Origin of the sequence: Streptomyces massasporeus (assembly GCF_014648995.1) — a bacterium.
Lineage (GTDB): Bacteria > Actinomycetota > Actinomycetes > Streptomycetales > Streptomycetaceae > Streptomyces > Streptomyces massasporeus.
This window is the reverse complement of record NZ_BMSE01000005.1, coordinates 381,060-396,535: the sequence shown is the minus strand read 5'-3', so window position 1 is coordinate 396,535 and position 15,476 is coordinate 381,060. Positions and strand designations below refer to the sequence as shown.

Sequence of the window (15,476 nt, the reverse complement as noted above, 5' to 3'; positions counted from 1 at the left end):
AGAGGACGCGTCGAGCCCCTGGGTGTACGGACGAGTCGGACACTTACCGAGAAATTGCCCGTGTCTCACCAAGGCATGACCCTGGCCCGGAACAGAAAAGCTACCGCTTAGTAGTTAGTTCTTGTACTGTTCAGCCATGCCAGAAGCAGCCACCGCCCCGGCCGCCCGGGCCACGATCGGCGACAGCGAGTTCGACCGCGACACCGCGCTCACACGCCGCGCGCCGGGCGTCTACGACATCGACCTCTCCGCCGGCTGGACGATCATCAGCGCCGTCAACGGCGGCTACCTGCTGGCCGTCCTGGGCCGCGCCCTCGCGGACGCCCTGCCGCACGCCGACCCCTTCACGATCTCGGCGCACTACCTGACCGCGTCCCAGCCCGGCCCGGCGGTCGTCCGCACGGACGTCGTCCGCACCGGCCGCACCCTGTCGACCGGCCAGGCCTCCCTCTTCCAGTACGACGACGAGGGCCGCGAGGTGGAACGCATCCGCGTCCTCGCCTCCTACGGCGACCTGGACGCCCTGCCCGACGACGTCCGTACGACGGCCCGGCCGCCCGCGATCCCGCCGCTGGGGCACTGCTTCGGCCCGGAGGACGGACCCGCCCCGGTCGACGGCAGCTCGGCCATCGCCGACCGGCTGATGCTCAAGCTCGACCCGTCGACCCTGGGCTGGGCCCTCGGACAGCCCTCCGGCAAGGGCGAGATGCGCGCCTGGTTCGGCCTCGCGGACGGGCGCGACCCCGACCCGCTCTCCCTGCTGCTCGCGGTGGACGCGCTGCCGCCCACCGCCTTCGAGATCGGGCTGAAGGGCTGGGTGCCGACCGTCGAGCTGACCGTGCACGTCCGCTGCCGCCCGGCGCCGGGCCCGCTGCGGGTGTCCATCACCACGCGCAACCTCGCCGGCGGCTTCCTGGAGGAGGACGCCGAGGTGTGGGACAGCGCGGACCGGCTGGTCGCACAGTCGCGGCAGCTGGCGCGGGCCCGCCTGGGCTGAACTTTGCCCGGTTGACAGGCAGGTCACAGGGCGGCCCCAAGGGAGGCCCAAGCGGGGTTGGTTGAGTTCACGCCTCAGGACTTCCTCACCCTCCCTGGAGTTGTTTCTCATGAAGCGTGCGCGTCTCCTTCCCGCCGTGGCCCTGCTGGCGCTCTCGCCCCTGGCCTTGGCGGCCTGCGGGTCGGGTGACTCCTCGTCGTCCTCGAACAGCGGCGGCGGGTCCGGGCAGCAGCAGGCCTGCCAGGCGCCGTCGGGGGCGGCCTCGGGTGCCCCTTCCGGCGCTCCGTCAGGCGCTCCGTCCGGCGTACCCTCCGGGGCTCCCTCGGGTGCCGTTTCCGCGGGAGCCAAGCCCACGGGCACGCCGTCCGGGGCTCCTTCGGGGATGCCCAGCGGCGCGCCGGGAGGCGGGCAGGGCGGCCAGGGCGGTCCCGGTGGGGGCCAGGGCGGCGGCTGCGGCGGCCCGGGCGGCGGCGGTCAGGCCGCGGGCGGGCAGGAGCAGGGGCAGCAGTCGCAGCAGTCACAGAAGGAGCAGTAGGCGTGGTGCAGGCCCGGGTCCGCCCGGGTACGGCAGGGGCGGCGCGTCCGGGTAACGGGCGCGCCGCCCCTGTGCGTTGTCACGAGGGTGGATCCGGCGGCCGGGGGTGTCGATCCAGCCGGTGCTGGCGGCCGAGGGTGTCGATCCAGTCAGTGCCGGCGGCCGAGGGTGTCAATCCAGCCAGTGATGGCGGCCGAGGCCGATCAGCCGCATCTGGCGGGCCGCCAGCTGTGCGACCTGCCGGGTCCGCTCCGGGCGCTCCTCCTCCGGCCCTTCGAGGGCCTCCAGGAACAGCGACGCCGTGCTCAGCATCTGGTCGACATAGAGATGCGCGAGCATCAGCAGGTCGTCCTCGCTCCAGCCCTCGGACACCGGGTCCTTGGCCAGTTCGTCCTTGACCTCCTGGGCGAACCGGGCGAGTTGCTCCCGTATCGCCTCCCGGACCGGCTGAACTCCGCCATGTCGTTCACGGGCGATGAACCGGACATGGGCGGGGTACCCGTCGACGTGACGGGCGATCAGGTCGATGGTGCGTGTGACGCGTTCCTCGCGGTCGCCCGTCGTGGACACCGTCGTCCGGATCATCGGGTGCAGGCTGCCCAGCGCCTCCTCGACCAGGGCCACGCCCAGATCCGCCGTGGAGCGGAAGTGGCGGTAGAAGGCGGTCGGGGCGACACCGACGGCGCGGGTGACCTCGCGCAGTCCCAGACTGCTCAGGCTCTGCTCCTCGAGCAGCGCCAGGGCCGCGTCCAGGAGTGCCTGCCGGGTCTTCTGCTTCTGGGCCTGCCGGATGCCGAGGGTGTGACTCATACCATGCAGTTAACAACTGTTCTCTGGAATTGAAAAGTCATGAGAGGCGTTAGACTGGGAAGTCAGTGAACAACTGTAACTACAACCGTTCACCGAAACCTTGGGGGCTGTTACCCGTGCTGTTCATCGTCGCCGCGCTCCTGCTGCTGGGTGTCGTCCTGGGCACCGTCGCGCACGCGCCGCTCACCTTCTCCGTCGCCGTCGGCGCCGTCATCGCCGTCTGGCTCGGCATCTTCGCGCTCCGCGAGCGCGGTCGCCGGCGCCACACCCAGGCCCACTGACACCGACGCCGTCCACCGTCCCTCCGATCCGACTTCGGGAGTCGATCATCATGCAGCTCACCGCTCCGGCCTCGCGCCGCACCGGTATCCGTGACACCGACGGCATGGCCGTCGCGTCCTTCATCCTCGGCCTGCTCGGCCTGCTCGTGCTCAACCTCTTCCTCGGCCCGATCGCCATCGTGCTGGCGAGCGTCGCCCTGTGGCGCGGCACCGAGCGCCGCGGACGCGCACTGCTGGGCCTGGGCCTGGGCGTCGCCGACCTGCTGGTCCTCGCGGCCTTCATGGAGTTCGACAGCACCATCTCGTGGAGCTTCTGAGCCGTCGTCGGACAACCGTCCGCCGGTACGCCGCGGCCGGGCCCGGGGACGACGGGCCGTCGCCGCGCCGCACGGCGCTTCACGTTCGGCCAGCCTTGATCTGAGGCCCGCCGAAAGGGAGCCGTAGAATCGGGCTCACCATGGCTTACCTCGACCACGCCGCGACCACCCCGATGCTCCCGGAGGCGGCAGAGGCGCTCACCGCCCAGCTGGGTGCCACCGGCAACGCGTCCTCCCTCCACGCATCCGGCAGGCAGGCCCGCCGCACCGTCGAGGAGGCCCGCGAGACCCTCGCCGAAGCCCTCGGCGCCCGCCCCAGCGAGGTCGTCTTCACCTCGGGCGGCACGGAGGCCGACAACCTGGCCGTCAAGGGCCTTTACTGGTCACGTCGCCACGCCGATCCGGCCCGCACCCGCGTCCTCGCCAGTCCCGTCGAGCACCACGCGGTCCTTGACGCCGTGCACTGGCTCGGCGAACACGAGGGCGCCACCATCGAGTACCTGCCGGTCGACTCCCACGGCCGCGTCCACCCGGAGGCCCTGCGTGAGGCGATCGCCCGCAACCCCGACGACGTGGCCCTCGCCACCGTCATGTGGGCGAACAACGAGATCGGGACGATCCTCCCCGTCCGTGAACTCGCCGACGCGGCAGCCGAATTCACCGTCCCGCTGCACGCGGACGCCGTCCAGGCCTTCGGTCAGATCCCCGTGGACTTCGCCGCCTCCGGCCTCGCCGCGATGACCGTCTCCGGCCACAAGATCGGCGGCCCCTACGGCATCGGCGCGCTGATCCTCGGCCGCGAGTACACCCCCGTACCGGTCCTGCACGGCGGCGGCCAGGAGCGCCATGTGCGCTCCGGCACCCTCGACGTGCCCGCCATCGCCTCCTTCGCCGTAGCAGGGCGACTGGCCGCCGAGCAGCGTGAGTGGTTCGCCCGCGAGATCGGCGCCCTGCGTGACGCTCTCGTCAGCGCGGTCCGTTCGGCCGTCCCGGACGCGATCCTCGGCGGCGACCCGGACCCGGAGGGCCGTCTTCCGGCCAATGCGCACTTCACCTTCCCCGGCTGCGAGGGCGACTCCCTGCTGCTCCTGCTCGACGCCCAGGGCATCGAGTGCTCCACCGGCTCCGCCTGCACCGCCGGTGTCGCCCAGCCCAGCCATGTCCTCCTCGCCACCGGCACGGACCCCGACCTGGCCCGCGGCACCCTGCGCTTCTCCCTGGGCCACACCTCCACCGAGGCCGACATAGAGGCCCTGGCGAAGGCCATCGGCCCGGCGGTGGAACGGGCGAGGGCGGCGGGACTGACCTGACCTTGCAGGGGCCGGGTCTGGTCCCGTCGCGAACGGGCCGGTGTCGTCCGCGCCCGTCGGATCAGGCCGGTGTCGTACGCACCCGTCGGACCAGGCGCATGTACTTCTCCCAGTCCCAGTGCCGCCCCGGATCCGTGTGGTCCGTGCCCGGGACCTCCACGTGGCCGATGATGTGCTCGCGGTCGACGGGTATGTCGTAGCGGGCGCAGATCCGGGCCGTCAGACGGGCCGAGGCCTCGTACATCTCGTCCGTGAGGTCCTGCGGGCGGTCCACGAAACCCTCGTGCTCGATGCCGACACTGCGTTCGTTGTAGTCGCGGTTGCCCGCGTGGTAGGCCACGTCCAGCTCGCGGATCATCTGCGTGACATGACCGTCCTGCCGGACGATGTAGTGAGCCGCCGCCCTGTGCCCCGGGTCCTGGAAGGCCTTCACCGCGCTGTCGAAGCTGCCCTGTGTGACGTGCACCACGACCATGTCTATGCCGTAGTCGTCGGGGCGGTCCGCGCGCCGCCAGTTCGCGTCCGACGCCGCCACCCAGCGCGCGCCCGCGTAGTCGACCTCGCCCTCCTTGCGCGGCTTCTCGACGCCCGGAGTGCGCCACCACAGGCGCGCCAGCTCGTCCCGGGCGAGCACGGCGGAGCCCGCCGCGGCCACCGTCCCGCCGATCAGCAGCGCGCGGCGGCCGACCTTCCGGTCGCCGTCCTTCGAAGCCTTCCGCTCTCCCATGTGATCGTCAACGGATACCCGGCGGCCCTGGTTCCCGCGTCCCCGTACCCTGGAAGGGTTATGACTGACACCCCGCAGCGCCCCCGCCCCCTCCGCGTCCTGGCCGCCATGTCCGGCGGAGTCGACTCCGCCGTCGCCGCCGCCCGCGCGGCCGAAGCGGGCCACGACGTGACCGGCGTCCACCTCGCGCTCTCCGCCAACCCCCAATCCTTCCGGACGGGCGCGCGCGGCTGCTGCACCATCGAGGACTCACGCGACGCCCGCCGGGCCGCGGACGTCATCGGCATCCCGTTCTACGTGTGGGACCTCGCCGACCGCTTCCGCGAGGACGTCGTCGAGGACTTCGTCGCCGAGTACGAGGCCGGCCGCACCCCCAACCCGTGCCTGCGCTGCAACGAGAAGATCAAGTTCGCCGCCCTCCTGGACAAGGCGCTGGCGCTGGGCTTCGACGCGGTCTGCACGGGCCACTACGCCCAGGTGATCGTCCGCGAGGACGGCACCCGCGAACTGCACCGCGCCTCCGACATGGCCAAGGACCAGTCGTACGTCCTCGGCGTGCTGGACGACCGGCAGCTCGCCCACGCGATGTTCCCGCTCGGCGACACCCTCACCACCAAGGACGAGATCCGCGCGGAGGCCGAGCGCAGGGGCCTGGCCGTGGCCAAGAAGCCCGACTCGCACGACATCTGCTTCATCGCCGACGGCGACACCCAGGGCTTCCTCGCGGACCGGCTCGGCCGCTCCGAAGGCGACATCGTCGACGAGTCCGGCGCCAAGCTCGGCACGCACGAGGGCGCGTACGGCTTCACCATCGGCCAGCGCAAGGGTCTGCGCATCGGCACCCCCGCCGCCGACGGCAAGCCGCGCTACGTCCTCGACATCTCGCCGGTGGACAACACGGTGACCGTCGGCCCGGCCTCCGCCCTGGACGTCGGCGCCCTGACCGCCGTCAAGCCCCGCTGGTGCGGCGCCGCCCCCACCGGCCCCGGCACCTACACGGCCCAGCTGCGCGCCCACGGCGGCGAGACCGAGGTGACCGCCCACGTCGTCGACGGCACCCTGGAGGTCACCTTCACCGAGCCCGTCCGCGGCGTCGCCCCCGGCCAGGCGATCGTGCTGTACGACGGCACGCGCGTGGTGGGTTCGGCGACGATCGCGTCGACGACCCGGGCGACGGCGGGCGTGGTCTGATCCCGCCGCGGGGCCCGGGACCCGATCCCGCCGCGAGACCCGGAGGCGGGCTCTACGCGCGCGTGGTCCCGCGCCCCGGGCTCAGTCCCGGCTGAAGAACTCCGTCAGCACCGGCGCCAGTACATTCGGCTCCACCATGTGCGTCTGCCCCTGGAGCGTGCGGTACGTGCCCTCGGGGACCGCGTCCGCGATCGCCCGGGCCGCCTCGCGCAGCCAGGCCGGGCTCGCGTCGCCCGCCACCGCCAGGACGGGAACGGCCACCGAGCCCAGCCGGGAGCGCGGGACCCGGCCGTCGCGCATCACGGCGTCGTCGTAGGCGAGGCTCGCGGCCATCGTCTCCATGCCGGCCCACATGGGGGACTGGCGGGCGCCCTGGATCATGCCCTCGGCGAGGCCCGTCAGCCGCAGGAACAGTTCGATCGCGTCCCCACGCCGCCCCTCGCCGAGCGCCTCCGTCAGCCGCTCCGTGTACGCCGCACGCTCCTTGGCGCCCTCCTCGGACATCGCGAACGGCGTCTCGTACACCGCCACGCGCCGTACCGGCAGCCCGCTCGCCGCCGCCTCCAGCGCCAGAGCCCCGCCCGAGGAGATGCCGTACAGGATCGCCTCGCCGCCCACCGCCTCGATCACCGCGGCCAGGTCCTCGACCTCACGTTCCACGGCGTACGGCGCGGTGTCCGCGCTGGCGCCGCGGCCCCGGCGGTCGTACACCACGGCCTGGAAACGCTCCGAGAGCGACACGGCGAGCGGCGCCAGGGTGCCGCCCGTCGACATCGCGCCGCTCACCAGGACGACCGCGGGACCACGGCCGGTGCTCTCGTAGGCGATGCGGGTGCCGTCGCGCGAAAGGGTCTTCTTGTCCATGCTCACGCAGACTGCCGCACGCCGCGGTGTTCATCGGTGAAGCGGGCGGCGCGTCAGCCGATCAGAACACTTCCACTTCGTAGAAGCACAGGTGGTCCTTGATCTCCGCGACGTCCGGCTTGGGGTCCGGATACGCCCAGACGAGGTCCGCCGCGTCCGGCCGCGACCAGTAGGAGGCGGTGCCCTTGAACGGGCAGTACGTCTGCGTACCGGACGGCGTCAGCAGGTCCAGGCGCACGTCCTCGGGCGGGATGTAGTACCGCTCGGGACAGCCCGTCTCGCGCAGCACCAGCGACCGGTCGCTCTCCGCCAGCACCTGCCCGTCGTGCACCACGCGCACGTGCCCGCCGCCGCGTTCGATGGTGATGCGATGCCCTCTGGTCACGATCGCCCCTCCTCGGGTAGCCGACTCCTGAGGTACAGCGCAGGCTGAAGCGGAGTTCTTCCCTCGCCGCAGGAGGCCCCGATGCGCGCCACGGAACCGGCCGGAAACCGCTCCCGTCTGCTCCACCAGGTCCGGTACGCGCTGCGCCACCCGGAGCGGGTGCCCGCGCACGCCCGGCGCGCGGTGCGGGACGCCTGGCTGCGGCTGCGCCACCCCGACCACATCGCCTACTACCGGGCCGTCATGGCCTCGGACGCGGCCCGCAGCACCGAGGCGGCGGTCGGGCACAACCCCTCGCGCGAGCAGTGGGCGCGGATCGGCCGCATGCAGTTCGACTACCTGGTGGGCCACGGCCTGCGGCCGCACCACCGGATGCTGGAGATCGGCTGCGGCAACCTGCGCGCCGGGCGCCTGTTCATCGACCACCTCGACACCGGGCACTACTACGGCATCGACATCTCGCCGCACATCCTGCTCGCCGCCCAGGACACCCTCGTCGCCGAGAGGCTCCAGCCCAAACTGCCCTACCTGGCGCTCGCCGACGACCTCACCTTCGCCTTCCTGCCGGACGCCCACTTCGACGTCGTGCACGCGCACAGCGTCTTCTCGCACTCGCCGCTGCACGTCATCGAGGAGTGCTTCGCCCACGTCGGCCGGATCCTCGCGCCCGGTGGGTTCTTCGACTTCACCTTCGACCGCACCGAGGGCGCGGAGCACCAGGTCCTGCACGAGGACTTCTACTACCGGACGCGGACCCTCACCGAGCTCGCGGCCGAGCACGGCCTGGACGCCCGGTTCATGGACGACTGGGAGCGCCTGCCCCACCGGCAGTCCAAAATGCGGGTCGTGGTCGCGGGGGACCGGGCCCGTACGGTGGGTTCATGAACATCTGTGTCTTCCTGTCCGCCGCCGACCTCGACGAGCGCTACACCCGCCCCGCGCGGGAGTTCGCCACGCTGCTGGGCAAGGGCGGTCACACGCTCGTGTGGGGCGGCTCCGACGTCGGCCTGATGAAGGTGGTCGCCGACGGGGTGCAGGAGGCGGGCGGCCGGCTGGCCGGCGTCTCCGTGCAGTTCCTCGCGGCCAAGGCCCGCCCGGGCGTCGACGAGATGGTCGTCGCCAAGGACCTCGCCGAGCGCAAGAGGCTGCTCCTGGAGAGGGCCGACGCCGTGGTGATCATGGTCGGCGGCACGGGCACGCTCGACGAGGCCACCGAGATCCTTGAACTGAAGAAGCACGGGCACACCGACAAGCCGGTGGTCCTGCTCAACACCGCCGGCTTCTACGACGGTCTCAAGGAGCAGTTCCGCCGCATGGACGCCGAGGGCTTCCTGCCCCGGCCGCTCACCGACCTGGTGTTCTTCGCCGAGGAGCCGGTGGGGGCGATGGCGTATCTGGAGGAGAGCCGGGGCATCGAGTAGGCCGGTGCCGATGCGAGCACGGCGGGAGAGCCGGGGCATCGAGTGACCCGGCCGTGATGCGAGCATGGCGGGCATGGCTACTCATGTGATCACCGGAGCCGGCTCCGGCATCGGCGCGGCCGTGGCCCGCCGCCTGCACGCGCGCGGGGACGAGCTCGTGCTGCACGCGCGCGACGCGGGCCGCGCGAAGGAGCTGGCGGCCGAGTTCCCCGGGGCGCAGACCCTGGTCGGCGACCTCGCCGACCCCGACAGGCTCTCCTGGGCCTTCTCCCACCAGTCGCTGCCGGACCGGGTGGACTCGCTGCTGCACATCGCCGGCGTCGTCGACCTCGGCCCGGTCGGCGAGCTCACCCCGAAGGCCTGGCGCCAGCAGCTCAACGTCAACCTGGTCGCCCCCGCCGAGCTGACCCGCCACTTCCTGCCCCAACTGCGCGCCGCCCGCGGCCACGTGCTCTTCGTCAACTCCGGCGCCGGCCTCAACGCCCACGCCGACTGGTCCGCGTACGCCGCCTCCAAGCACGGTCTGAAGGCGCTCGCCGACTCCCTGCGCCACGAGGAGCACGGCAACGGGGTCCGCGTCACCTCGGTCTACCCCGGCCGCACGGCCAGCCCCATGCAGGCCAAGGTCCACCAGCAGGAGGGCAAGGAGTACGACGCCGCGCGGTGGATCGACCCGGAGTCGGTCGCCACGACGATCGTCATGGCCCTGGATCTCCCCAGGGACGCGGAGGTCAACGACCTGACGGTGCGTCCGGGGGGCTGACCCCGAGAGCCGACCACGGGAGCCGACCCCGGGAGCCGACCCCGGGCCGGGCCCCTGCGTACGCTTCTCCGGTGAGCGAAAACAGCCAGTTCAGGTTCGGCGCGGCCACCGGCGTGGGGTCCATGCCGGGCGGCGACGCCCTAGAGGCCGCCAAAACCGTCACCGGCACCTTCGAGGACTTCCCCTTCCTGCCCGAACTGCCCGCCCGGGGACCCGGCGCGGACATGATCGGGCGGACCGCCGGCATGCTCGTCGAGCTGTACGCGCGCGTGGAGCCCAGCGGATGGCGCCTCGGGGACCGGCCGGGGCGGGACACCAAGCGGGCCCGCTCCTGGCTCGGCGAGGACCTCGACGCGCTGGAGGAGTTCGCGCAGGAGTACGAGGGGCCGCTGAAGGTCCAGGCCGTCGGTCCCTGGACCCTCGCGGCCAACCTGGAGCTGCGGGGCGGCGAGGTGGCGCTCTCCGACCCGGGGGCCTGCCGCGACCTCGCCGCCTCCCTCGCCGAGGGGCTGCGGCTGCATCTTGCCGATGTGCGGCGGCGGATCCCCGGCGCGCAGCTCGTCCTCCAGCTCGACGAGCCGTCCCTCACCGCCGTCCTGCGCGGGCAGGTGAAGAGCGCCAGCGGTTACCGCACCCACCGGGCCGTCGACCGGCAGCTCGTCGAGCAGACGCTGCGCGACCTCGTCGGGACGCACACCGACGGCCCGGTCGTGGTCCATTCCTGCGCTCCCGACGTGCCGTTCGCGCTGCTCCGCCGGGCGGGCGCGGCCGCTGTCTCCTTCGATTTCTCGCTGCTCACCGAGCGTGACGACGAGGCGATCGGAGAGGCCGTGGAGGGCGGCACCCGGCTCTTCACCGGTGTCGTCCCGTCCGCGGAGGGCCCATTGTCAGACCCTGCCGGTAGCGTCATGGGGGTCAGGACGCTGTGGCGCAGGCTGGGGCTGTCTCCGGGGCTTCTCGCGGAGGCGGTCACGGTCACCCCGGCGTGCGGACTCGCGGGGGCCTCCCCGGGGTACGCGCGCACGGCTCTCGCGCACTGCGCCCGGGCGGCGAGATCCCTCGCGGACAACCCAGAGTAACGGGAGGACGACACGGTGGCCGGCGACAAGCAAGCGGAGACGACGACGGTGCCCGCAGAGGCACGGGAGAAGCACGCGCGCCTCGCGGAGCAGATCGAGGAGCACCGCTTCCGCTACTACGTGAAGGACGCTCCCGTCGTCAGCGACGCGGAGTTCGACCAGCTGCTGCGTTCCCTTGAGGCGCTGGAGGAGGAGTACCCGGAGCTGCGCACCCCGGACTCGCCGACCCAGAAGGTCTCCGGCTCCTACGAGACGGAGTTCACGGCGGTCGAGCACCGCCAGCGCATGCTCTCCCTCGACAACACGTTCAACGACGAGGAGATGGCCGCCTGGACGGAGCGCATCGCCAGGGAACTGGGCGAGCAGGACTACCACTTCCTGTGCGAGCTCAAGGTCGACGGCCTCGCGGTGAACCTCACCTACGAGCACGGCCGCCTCACCCGCGCGGCCACCCGCGGCGACGGCCGCACCGGTGAGGACATCACGCCGAACGTGCGGACGATCGCGGAGATCCCCGACCGGCTGGGGGGCGACTCCGTCCCCGACCTCGTGGAGATCCGCGGCGAGGTCTACTTCCCGATGGAGAAGTTCCAGGAGCTCAACGCCCGCCTCGTCGAGGCCGGTGACAAGCCCTTCGCCAACCCGCGCAACGCGGCGGCCGGTTCACTGCGTCAGAAGGACCCGCGCGTCACCGCCACCCGCCCCCTGCACATGGTGGTCCACGGCATCGGCGCCCTGGAGGGCTTCACCGGCCTGACCCGCCTCTCCGAGGCCTACGACCTCCTGAAGTCCTGGGGCCTGCCCACGTCCGGCCACAACCGGGTGGTCGACGGCCTGGACGGCATCCGGGAGTTCATCGCGTACTTCGGCGAGAACCGCCACTCCGTGGAGTGGGAGATCGACGGCGTCGTCGTCAAGCTCGACCAGATCCCCCTTCAGGGCCGCCTCGGCTCCACCTCGCGCGCCCCGCGCTGGGCCATCGCGTACAAGTACGCGCCGGAGGAGGTCAACACCAAGCTCGTCAACATCCGCGTGGGCGTGGGCCGCACCGGCCGGGTCACCCCCTACGCCCAGGTCGAACCGGTCACGGTCGCGGGCTCCGAGGTCGAGTTCGCCACGCTCCACAACCAGGACGTGGTCAAGGCCAAGGGCGTCCTCATCGGGGACACGGTCGTGCTGCGCAAGGCCGGTGACGTCATCCCGGAGATCCTCGGCCCGGTGGCCGACCTGCGCGACGGCAGCGAGCGCGAGTTCGTGATGCCGAGCGAGTGCCCCGAGTGCGGTACGGCGCTGCGGCCGATGAAGGAGGGCGACGTCGACCTCCGCTGCCCGAACGCCCGCACCTGCCCGGCCCAGTTGCGCGAGCGCCTGTTCTACCTGGCGGGCCGCAAGGCGCTGGACATCGAGCACTTCGGCTATGTGGCGGCGGCGGCCCTCACCGCCCCGCTGGAGCCGAAGACCCCGCCGCTGGTCGACGAGGGCGACCTGTTCGACCTCACCATCGAGCAGCTGCTGCCCATCAAGGCGTACGTCCTCGACCCGGACAGCGGGCTGCCCAAGCGCGACCCGAAGACCGGCGAGGAGAAGGTCGCCACGATCTTCGCCAACCAGCAGGGCGAGCCCCGCAAGAACGCGGTCGCCATGCTGGAGAACATCGCGGCGGCCAAGGAGCGCCCGCTCGCCCGGGTCATCACCAGCCTGTCGATCCGTCACGTCGGCCCCGTGGCGGCCGAGGCACTGGCCCGCGAGTTCCGCTCGATCGAGCGCATCGACCAGGCCACCGAGGAGGAGCTGGCGGTCACCGAGGGCGTCGGCCCCACCATCGCCGCCTCCCTGAAGCAGTGGTTCGCCGAGGACTGGCACCGCGACATCATCCGCAAGTGGAAGGCCGCAGGCGTCCGCATGGAGGCCGAGAGCACCGGCGAGGACGAGGGGCCGCGCCCCCTCGAAGGCCTCACCGTCGTCGTCACCGGCACCCTCGACCACTTCACGCGGGACGGCGCCAAGGAGGCGCTGCAGAGCCGCGGAGCGAAGGTGACCGGCTCGGTGTCGAAGAAGACGTCGTTCGTCGTGGTGGGTGACAGCCCCGGGTCGAAGTACGACAAGGCGATGCAGCTGAAGGTTCCGGTCCTGAACGAGGAGGGTTTCGGCGTCCTGCTGGAGCAGGGACCGGACGCGGCGGCCGAAGTCGCCCTTTCGGCCGAGGAGTAGCGGTTGAAGGCCACCCGTTCGGCGCATACCAGATGCATACGGGTGGCCGGGGCGCATTCGGGCAACCGTCGGCGACCGCTGCCCCTGGAAGCCTTCTGCGGCCTACTGTTGAGAGGTGCGCCTGCCGTGCCCAGCTGCGGTCGGGGCATCGTCGTGCTCGCACAGAGCGCGGGGAAGGGTTTTCGGGCGCGGGCCGTTGAGGGTTGTCGGGCACCGGGCCGCGGGGCGTGGGCACCGCCGGCTGTGAGAGGGACGGGAATGGAACCGACCGAGAGCGCCGTGCCGGGCTCACGGCTGCGCCTGCGCCGCATGGCGGTCGCATGGCGTGCAGTCCGTGAGGCCGTGCGGCCGGCGGGGCGTCCGGGTACGGAGGTGCGCGCCGTCGGACAATACACCCCGAACGGACGTGGCAGTGCGGGGCGCGCCGCGGACGGCCCCGGAGCACAGCCGATCACCGACCACACGCCCGGACTCACCGGCGCGGACGACGCGGACGGGGAACGGCACCAGTCCTGGCCGGCGATGCCCGCGGCCGTCGTCGCGGCGGCCGGGTGCGTCCTGGGCGCGGGCTTCTACCGCGCCTTCACCGACGGCCACGCACTCTTCCCGGCGGGCACGGCCGGCTGGTCGCTGGCCGTGCTGACCGGCATCATCGTCGGCCACCTCGTCATGCTGGGCCGCTCCCGCTGGTGGGGCGGCACCGGCTCGGGCGCCGCCCTCACCCTCGCCGTCCTGCTGCTCTACGGCTGGGTTCCGGCCGGCATGGTCAGCCTCACGGTCGTCGTGCTGGTCGGGGTGGCCCGCCGCAACCGCTGGCGCCAAGGCGTGCTGCACGGCGCGGTCGACCTCCTCGGCATCGGAGCCGGCGCGCTCGTGCTGGGCGTCTTCGGCACCGTGCCGTCCGTCGAGTCCCCGGCGGAGCCCGCCGCCTGGACCCTCGCCACCGCACTCCAGGTGGCCCTGGTCGCCGTCGCCTACCTGATGGTCACCCGCGTCCTGCTCTGGTACCTGCACGCCCCGCGCCCCGGACTGCCCACCGTCGCCCGCACCGCCCTGGTCAGACAAGGCCTGGTCGCGGTCGCGCTGCTGGGGATCGCGCCGCTGATCTGCGTGGTCGCCGTGGCCAAGCCGATCCTGCTGCCGCTGTTCTCCATCCCGCTGATCGCCCTGGACTCCACCCTGTGGATCGCCCGGGCCCGGGCGGAGGAACAGCTGCGCGACCCGCTGACCGGTCTGCCCAACCGCCAGTGGCTGCTGGAGCGCATCTGGACCGCTCTGGACGACGCGGAGCGGATCAACGCCCGCGCCGCCCTGATGCTGATCGACCTCGACCGGTTCCGGTCGGTCAACGACACGCTCGGTCATCTCGCCGGTGACCGGCTGCTGCTGCAGATCGCCGACCGGCTGCGGGTGGCGCTGCCGCGCGGCGCGGAGGCCGCCCGGCTCGGCGGGGACGAGTTCGCCGTCTTACTGCCGGTCGCCGACTCCACGACCTCCGCGACCCGGGTCGCCCGCAACCTGGTCGCCGCTCTCAGTTCCCCCCTCGACCTCGACGGCCTCACCCTCGTCCTGGAGGCCAGCGCCGGAGTCGCCGTCTTCCCCGACCACGCCCTGGACGCCGAAGGGCTGCTGCGGCGGGCGGACGTGGCGATGTACCAGGCGAAGCGGGACCGCACCGGCGTCGAGGTCTACGAGTCCAAGCGCGACTCCAACACCCCCGACCGCCTCGGCCTGCTGGGGGATCTGCGCCGCGCCCTCGACGCGCACGAGGTGCATCTGCACTACCAGCCCAAGGTCCGCTTCGACGGGCAGGTGGCGGGCCTGGAGGCCCTGGTCCGCTGGGTGCACCCCGAGCGGGGCAAGGTGCCGCCGGACGAGTTCATAGCGATCGCCGAGTCCTCGGGCCTGATGCCCCACCTCACCGAGTACGTCCTGGAGACGGCGCTCGGCCAGGTCGCGCTCTGGCGGGAACAGGGCCTGTTCGTCCCGGTCGCGGTGAACGTCTCCCCGCGCGATGTGCACACCCCCGGCTTCGCCGGCTCCGTCGCCGCCCGGCTGGCCCGGCACGGCGTCCCGGCGGGAGCGCTCCAACTGGAGATCACGGAGCACGTCCTGCTGGAGGACCCGCAGCGCGCCGCCGACACCCTCAACCAACTGACCGCGCACGGCGTGAAGATGTCCCTCGACGACTTCGGCACGGGCTACTCCTCGCTCGTGCACCTGCGCCGGCTCCCGGTCAGCGAGCTGAAGATCGACCGTTCGTTCGTGGCCCGGCTCGCGGTCGACACCGAGGACGCGGAGATCGTGCGCTGCACGGTCGACCTCGCGCACTCCCTCGGCCTGCTCGTCGTCGCCGAGGGCGTCGAGGACGACGAGACCTGGGAGCGCCTGCGCGACCTCGGCTGCGACGCCGTCCAGGGCTGGCTGGTCGCGGCGGCGATGCCCCCGGAGGAGACCACGGCGTGGCTGCGGGCGCGGGGGCCCCGGGGCTGGCAGCGCCCACGCGCCGCGCTCCCCGCCGCGACGGCCGACGAGTAGGCCGCACCCACCTGTTCCGCTCGCCCGGCCGCTCCACTTCGGTCGAA

At 72.4% G+C, this 15,476-nt stretch carries 16 protein-coding genes; 12 read left to right on the top strand and 4 right to left on the bottom strand.

Annotation, left to right across the window (positions count from 1 at the left end):
- Positions 1-136: 136 nt before the first annotated feature.
- Entirely contained in the window at positions 137-997 is an 861-nt protein-coding gene (locus IE153_RS15525) for a thioesterase family protein (protein ID WP_189590287.1), read from the top strand.
- Positions 998-1,379: 382 nt separating this feature from the next.
- Positions 1,380-1,532 (top strand): hypothetical protein, encoded by a 153-nt coding sequence (locus IE153_RS41610; RefSeq protein ID WP_229829007.1) that lies wholly within the window; start codon positions 1,380-1,382, stop codon positions 1,530-1,532.
- A 171-nt stretch (positions 1,533-1,703) separates the two neighbouring features.
- Here IE153_RS41610 and IE153_RS15515 read toward each other — a convergent pair whose 3' ends face one another.
- The gene (locus IE153_RS15515; RefSeq protein WP_142159257.1) at positions 1,704-2,342 is read right to left on the bottom strand and encodes a TetR family transcriptional regulator; all 639 of its coding nucleotides are present in this window, start codon (positions 2,340-2,342) and stop codon (positions 1,704-1,706) included.
- Between the two features lie 116 nt (positions 2,343-2,458).
- On the opposite strand from IE153_RS15515, the gene IE153_RS15510 reads away from it, so the two are divergent.
- The 3 genes from IE153_RS15510 to IE153_RS15500 all read left to right on the top strand — a co-directional run bounded on the left by IE153_RS15510 (position 2,459) and on the right by IE153_RS15500 (position 4,250).
- Positions 2,459-2,623: a hypothetical protein gene (locus tag IE153_RS15510; RefSeq protein WP_031103608.1), complete on the top strand. Its 165-nt coding sequence runs from the start codon at positions 2,459-2,461 to the stop codon at positions 2,621-2,623.
- 50 nt (positions 2,624-2,673) lie between these two features.
- The gene (locus tag IE153_RS15505) at positions 2,674-2,940 is read left to right on the top strand and encodes a hypothetical protein (protein ID WP_031103607.1); all 267 of its coding nucleotides are present in this window, start codon (positions 2,674-2,676) and stop codon (positions 2,938-2,940) included.
- A 140-nt stretch (positions 2,941-3,080) separates the two neighbouring features.
- Entirely contained in the window at positions 3,081-4,250 is a 1,170-nt protein-coding gene (locus IE153_RS15500) for a cysteine desulfurase family protein (protein WP_189590285.1), read from the top strand.
- Between the two features lie 61 nt (positions 4,251-4,311).
- Here the strand turns inward: IE153_RS15500 and IE153_RS15495 are convergent, their stop codons facing one another.
- Positions 4,312-4,977, bottom strand: coding sequence for an N-acetylmuramoyl-L-alanine amidase (locus IE153_RS15495; RefSeq protein ID WP_189590284.1), 666 nt, complete (start codon positions 4,975-4,977; stop codon positions 4,312-4,314).
- A gap of 60 nt (positions 4,978-5,037) precedes the next feature.
- Between IE153_RS15495 and mnmA the strand changes: the two genes are divergently transcribed.
- A complete protein-coding gene (mnmA, locus tag IE153_RS15490; RefSeq protein WP_189590283.1) occupies positions 5,038-6,168 on the top strand; it encodes a tRNA 2-thiouridine(34) synthase MnmA in 1,131 nt (376 codons plus the stop codon).
- Positions 6,169-6,249: 81 nt separating this feature from the next.
- Here the strand turns inward: mnmA and IE153_RS15485 are convergent, their stop codons facing one another.
- Both IE153_RS15485 and IE153_RS15480 read right to left on the bottom strand, forming a co-directional pair.
- Complete coding sequence (locus tag IE153_RS15485; protein ID WP_189590282.1) at positions 6,250-7,032, bottom strand: alpha/beta fold hydrolase; 783 nt, start codon at positions 7,030-7,032, stop codon at positions 6,250-6,252.
- A gap of 61 nt (positions 7,033-7,093) precedes the next feature.
- A complete protein-coding gene (locus IE153_RS15480; protein WP_189590281.1) occupies positions 7,094-7,417 on the bottom strand; it encodes a DUF427 domain-containing protein in 324 nt (107 codons plus the stop codon).
- A gap of 81 nt (positions 7,418-7,498) precedes the next feature.
- On the opposite strand from IE153_RS15480, the gene IE153_RS15475 reads away from it, so the two are divergent.
- The 6 genes from IE153_RS15475 to IE153_RS15450 all read left to right on the top strand — a co-directional run bounded on the left by IE153_RS15475 (position 7,499) and on the right by IE153_RS15450 (position 15,429).
- Positions 7,499-8,302, top strand: coding sequence for a class I SAM-dependent methyltransferase (locus tag IE153_RS15475; protein ID WP_189590280.1), 804 nt, complete (start codon positions 7,499-7,501; stop codon positions 8,300-8,302).
- On the top strand, positions 8,299-8,838 hold the full coding sequence (locus tag IE153_RS15470; RefSeq protein ID WP_189590279.1) for an LOG family protein: 540 nt from the start codon (positions 8,299-8,301) through the stop codon (positions 8,836-8,838). The genes IE153_RS15475 and IE153_RS15470 overlap by 4 nt, the downstream gene beginning before the upstream one ends.
- Before the next feature lie 73 nt (positions 8,839-8,911).
- The gene (locus IE153_RS15465) at positions 8,912-9,601 is read left to right on the top strand and encodes an SDR family oxidoreductase (protein ID WP_189590278.1); all 690 of its coding nucleotides are present in this window, start codon (positions 8,912-8,914) and stop codon (positions 9,599-9,601) included.
- Between the two features lie 71 nt (positions 9,602-9,672).
- Complete coding sequence (locus IE153_RS15460; protein ID WP_189590277.1) at positions 9,673-10,680, top strand: methionine synthase; 1,008 nt, start codon at positions 9,673-9,675, stop codon at positions 10,678-10,680.
- A 15-nt stretch (positions 10,681-10,695) separates the two neighbouring features.
- On the top strand, positions 10,696-12,891 hold the full coding sequence (gene ligA / locus IE153_RS15455; protein WP_189590276.1) for an NAD-dependent DNA ligase LigA: 2,196 nt from the start codon (positions 10,696-10,698) through the stop codon (positions 12,889-12,891).
- Positions 12,892-13,149: 258 nt separating this feature from the next.
- Positions 13,150-15,429, top strand: coding sequence for a putative bifunctional diguanylate cyclase/phosphodiesterase (locus IE153_RS15450; protein ID WP_189590275.1), 2,280 nt, complete (start codon positions 13,150-13,152; stop codon positions 15,427-15,429).
- The last annotated feature ends 47 nt before the right edge of the window (positions 15,430-15,476 follow it).

Excerpts from the sequence above, each read along its gene's own strand:
- IE153_RS15525 (WP_189590287.1), top strand. The coding sequence starts at position 137 with ATGCCAGAAGCAGCCACCGCCCCGGCCGCCCGGGCCACGATCGGCGAC.
- IE153_RS41610 (WP_229829007.1), top strand. The coding sequence starts at position 1,380 with ATGCCCAGCGGCGCGCCGGGAGGCGGGCAGGGCGGCCAGGGCGGTCCC.
- IE153_RS15515 (WP_142159257.1), bottom strand. The coding sequence starts at position 2,342 with ATGAGTCACACCCTCGGCATCCGGCAGGCCCAGAAGCAGAAGACCCGG.
- IE153_RS15505 (WP_031103607.1), top strand. The coding sequence starts at position 2,674 with ATGCAGCTCACCGCTCCGGCCTCGCGCCGCACCGGTATCCGTGACACC.
- IE153_RS15500 (WP_189590285.1), top strand. The coding sequence starts at position 3,081 with ATGGCTTACCTCGACCACGCCGCGACCACCCCGATGCTCCCGGAGGCG.
- IE153_RS15495 (WP_189590284.1), bottom strand. The coding sequence starts at position 4,977 with ATGGGAGAGCGGAAGGCTTCGAAGGACGGCGACCGGAAGGTCGGCCGC.
- mnmA (WP_189590283.1), top strand. The coding sequence starts at position 5,038 with ATGACTGACACCCCGCAGCGCCCCCGCCCCCTCCGCGTCCTGGCCGCC.
- IE153_RS15485 (WP_189590282.1), bottom strand. The coding sequence starts at position 7,032 with ATGGACAAGAAGACCCTTTCGCGCGACGGCACCCGCATCGCCTACGAG.
- IE153_RS15475 (WP_189590280.1), top strand. The coding sequence starts at position 7,499 with ATGCGCGCCACGGAACCGGCCGGAAACCGCTCCCGTCTGCTCCACCAG.
- IE153_RS15470 (WP_189590279.1), top strand. The coding sequence starts at position 8,299 with ATGAACATCTGTGTCTTCCTGTCCGCCGCCGACCTCGACGAGCGCTAC.
- IE153_RS15465 (WP_189590278.1), top strand. The coding sequence starts at position 8,912 with ATGGCTACTCATGTGATCACCGGAGCCGGCTCCGGCATCGGCGCGGCC.
- IE153_RS15450 (WP_189590275.1), top strand. The coding sequence starts at position 13,150 with ATGGAACCGACCGAGAGCGCCGTGCCGGGCTCACGGCTGCGCCTGCGC.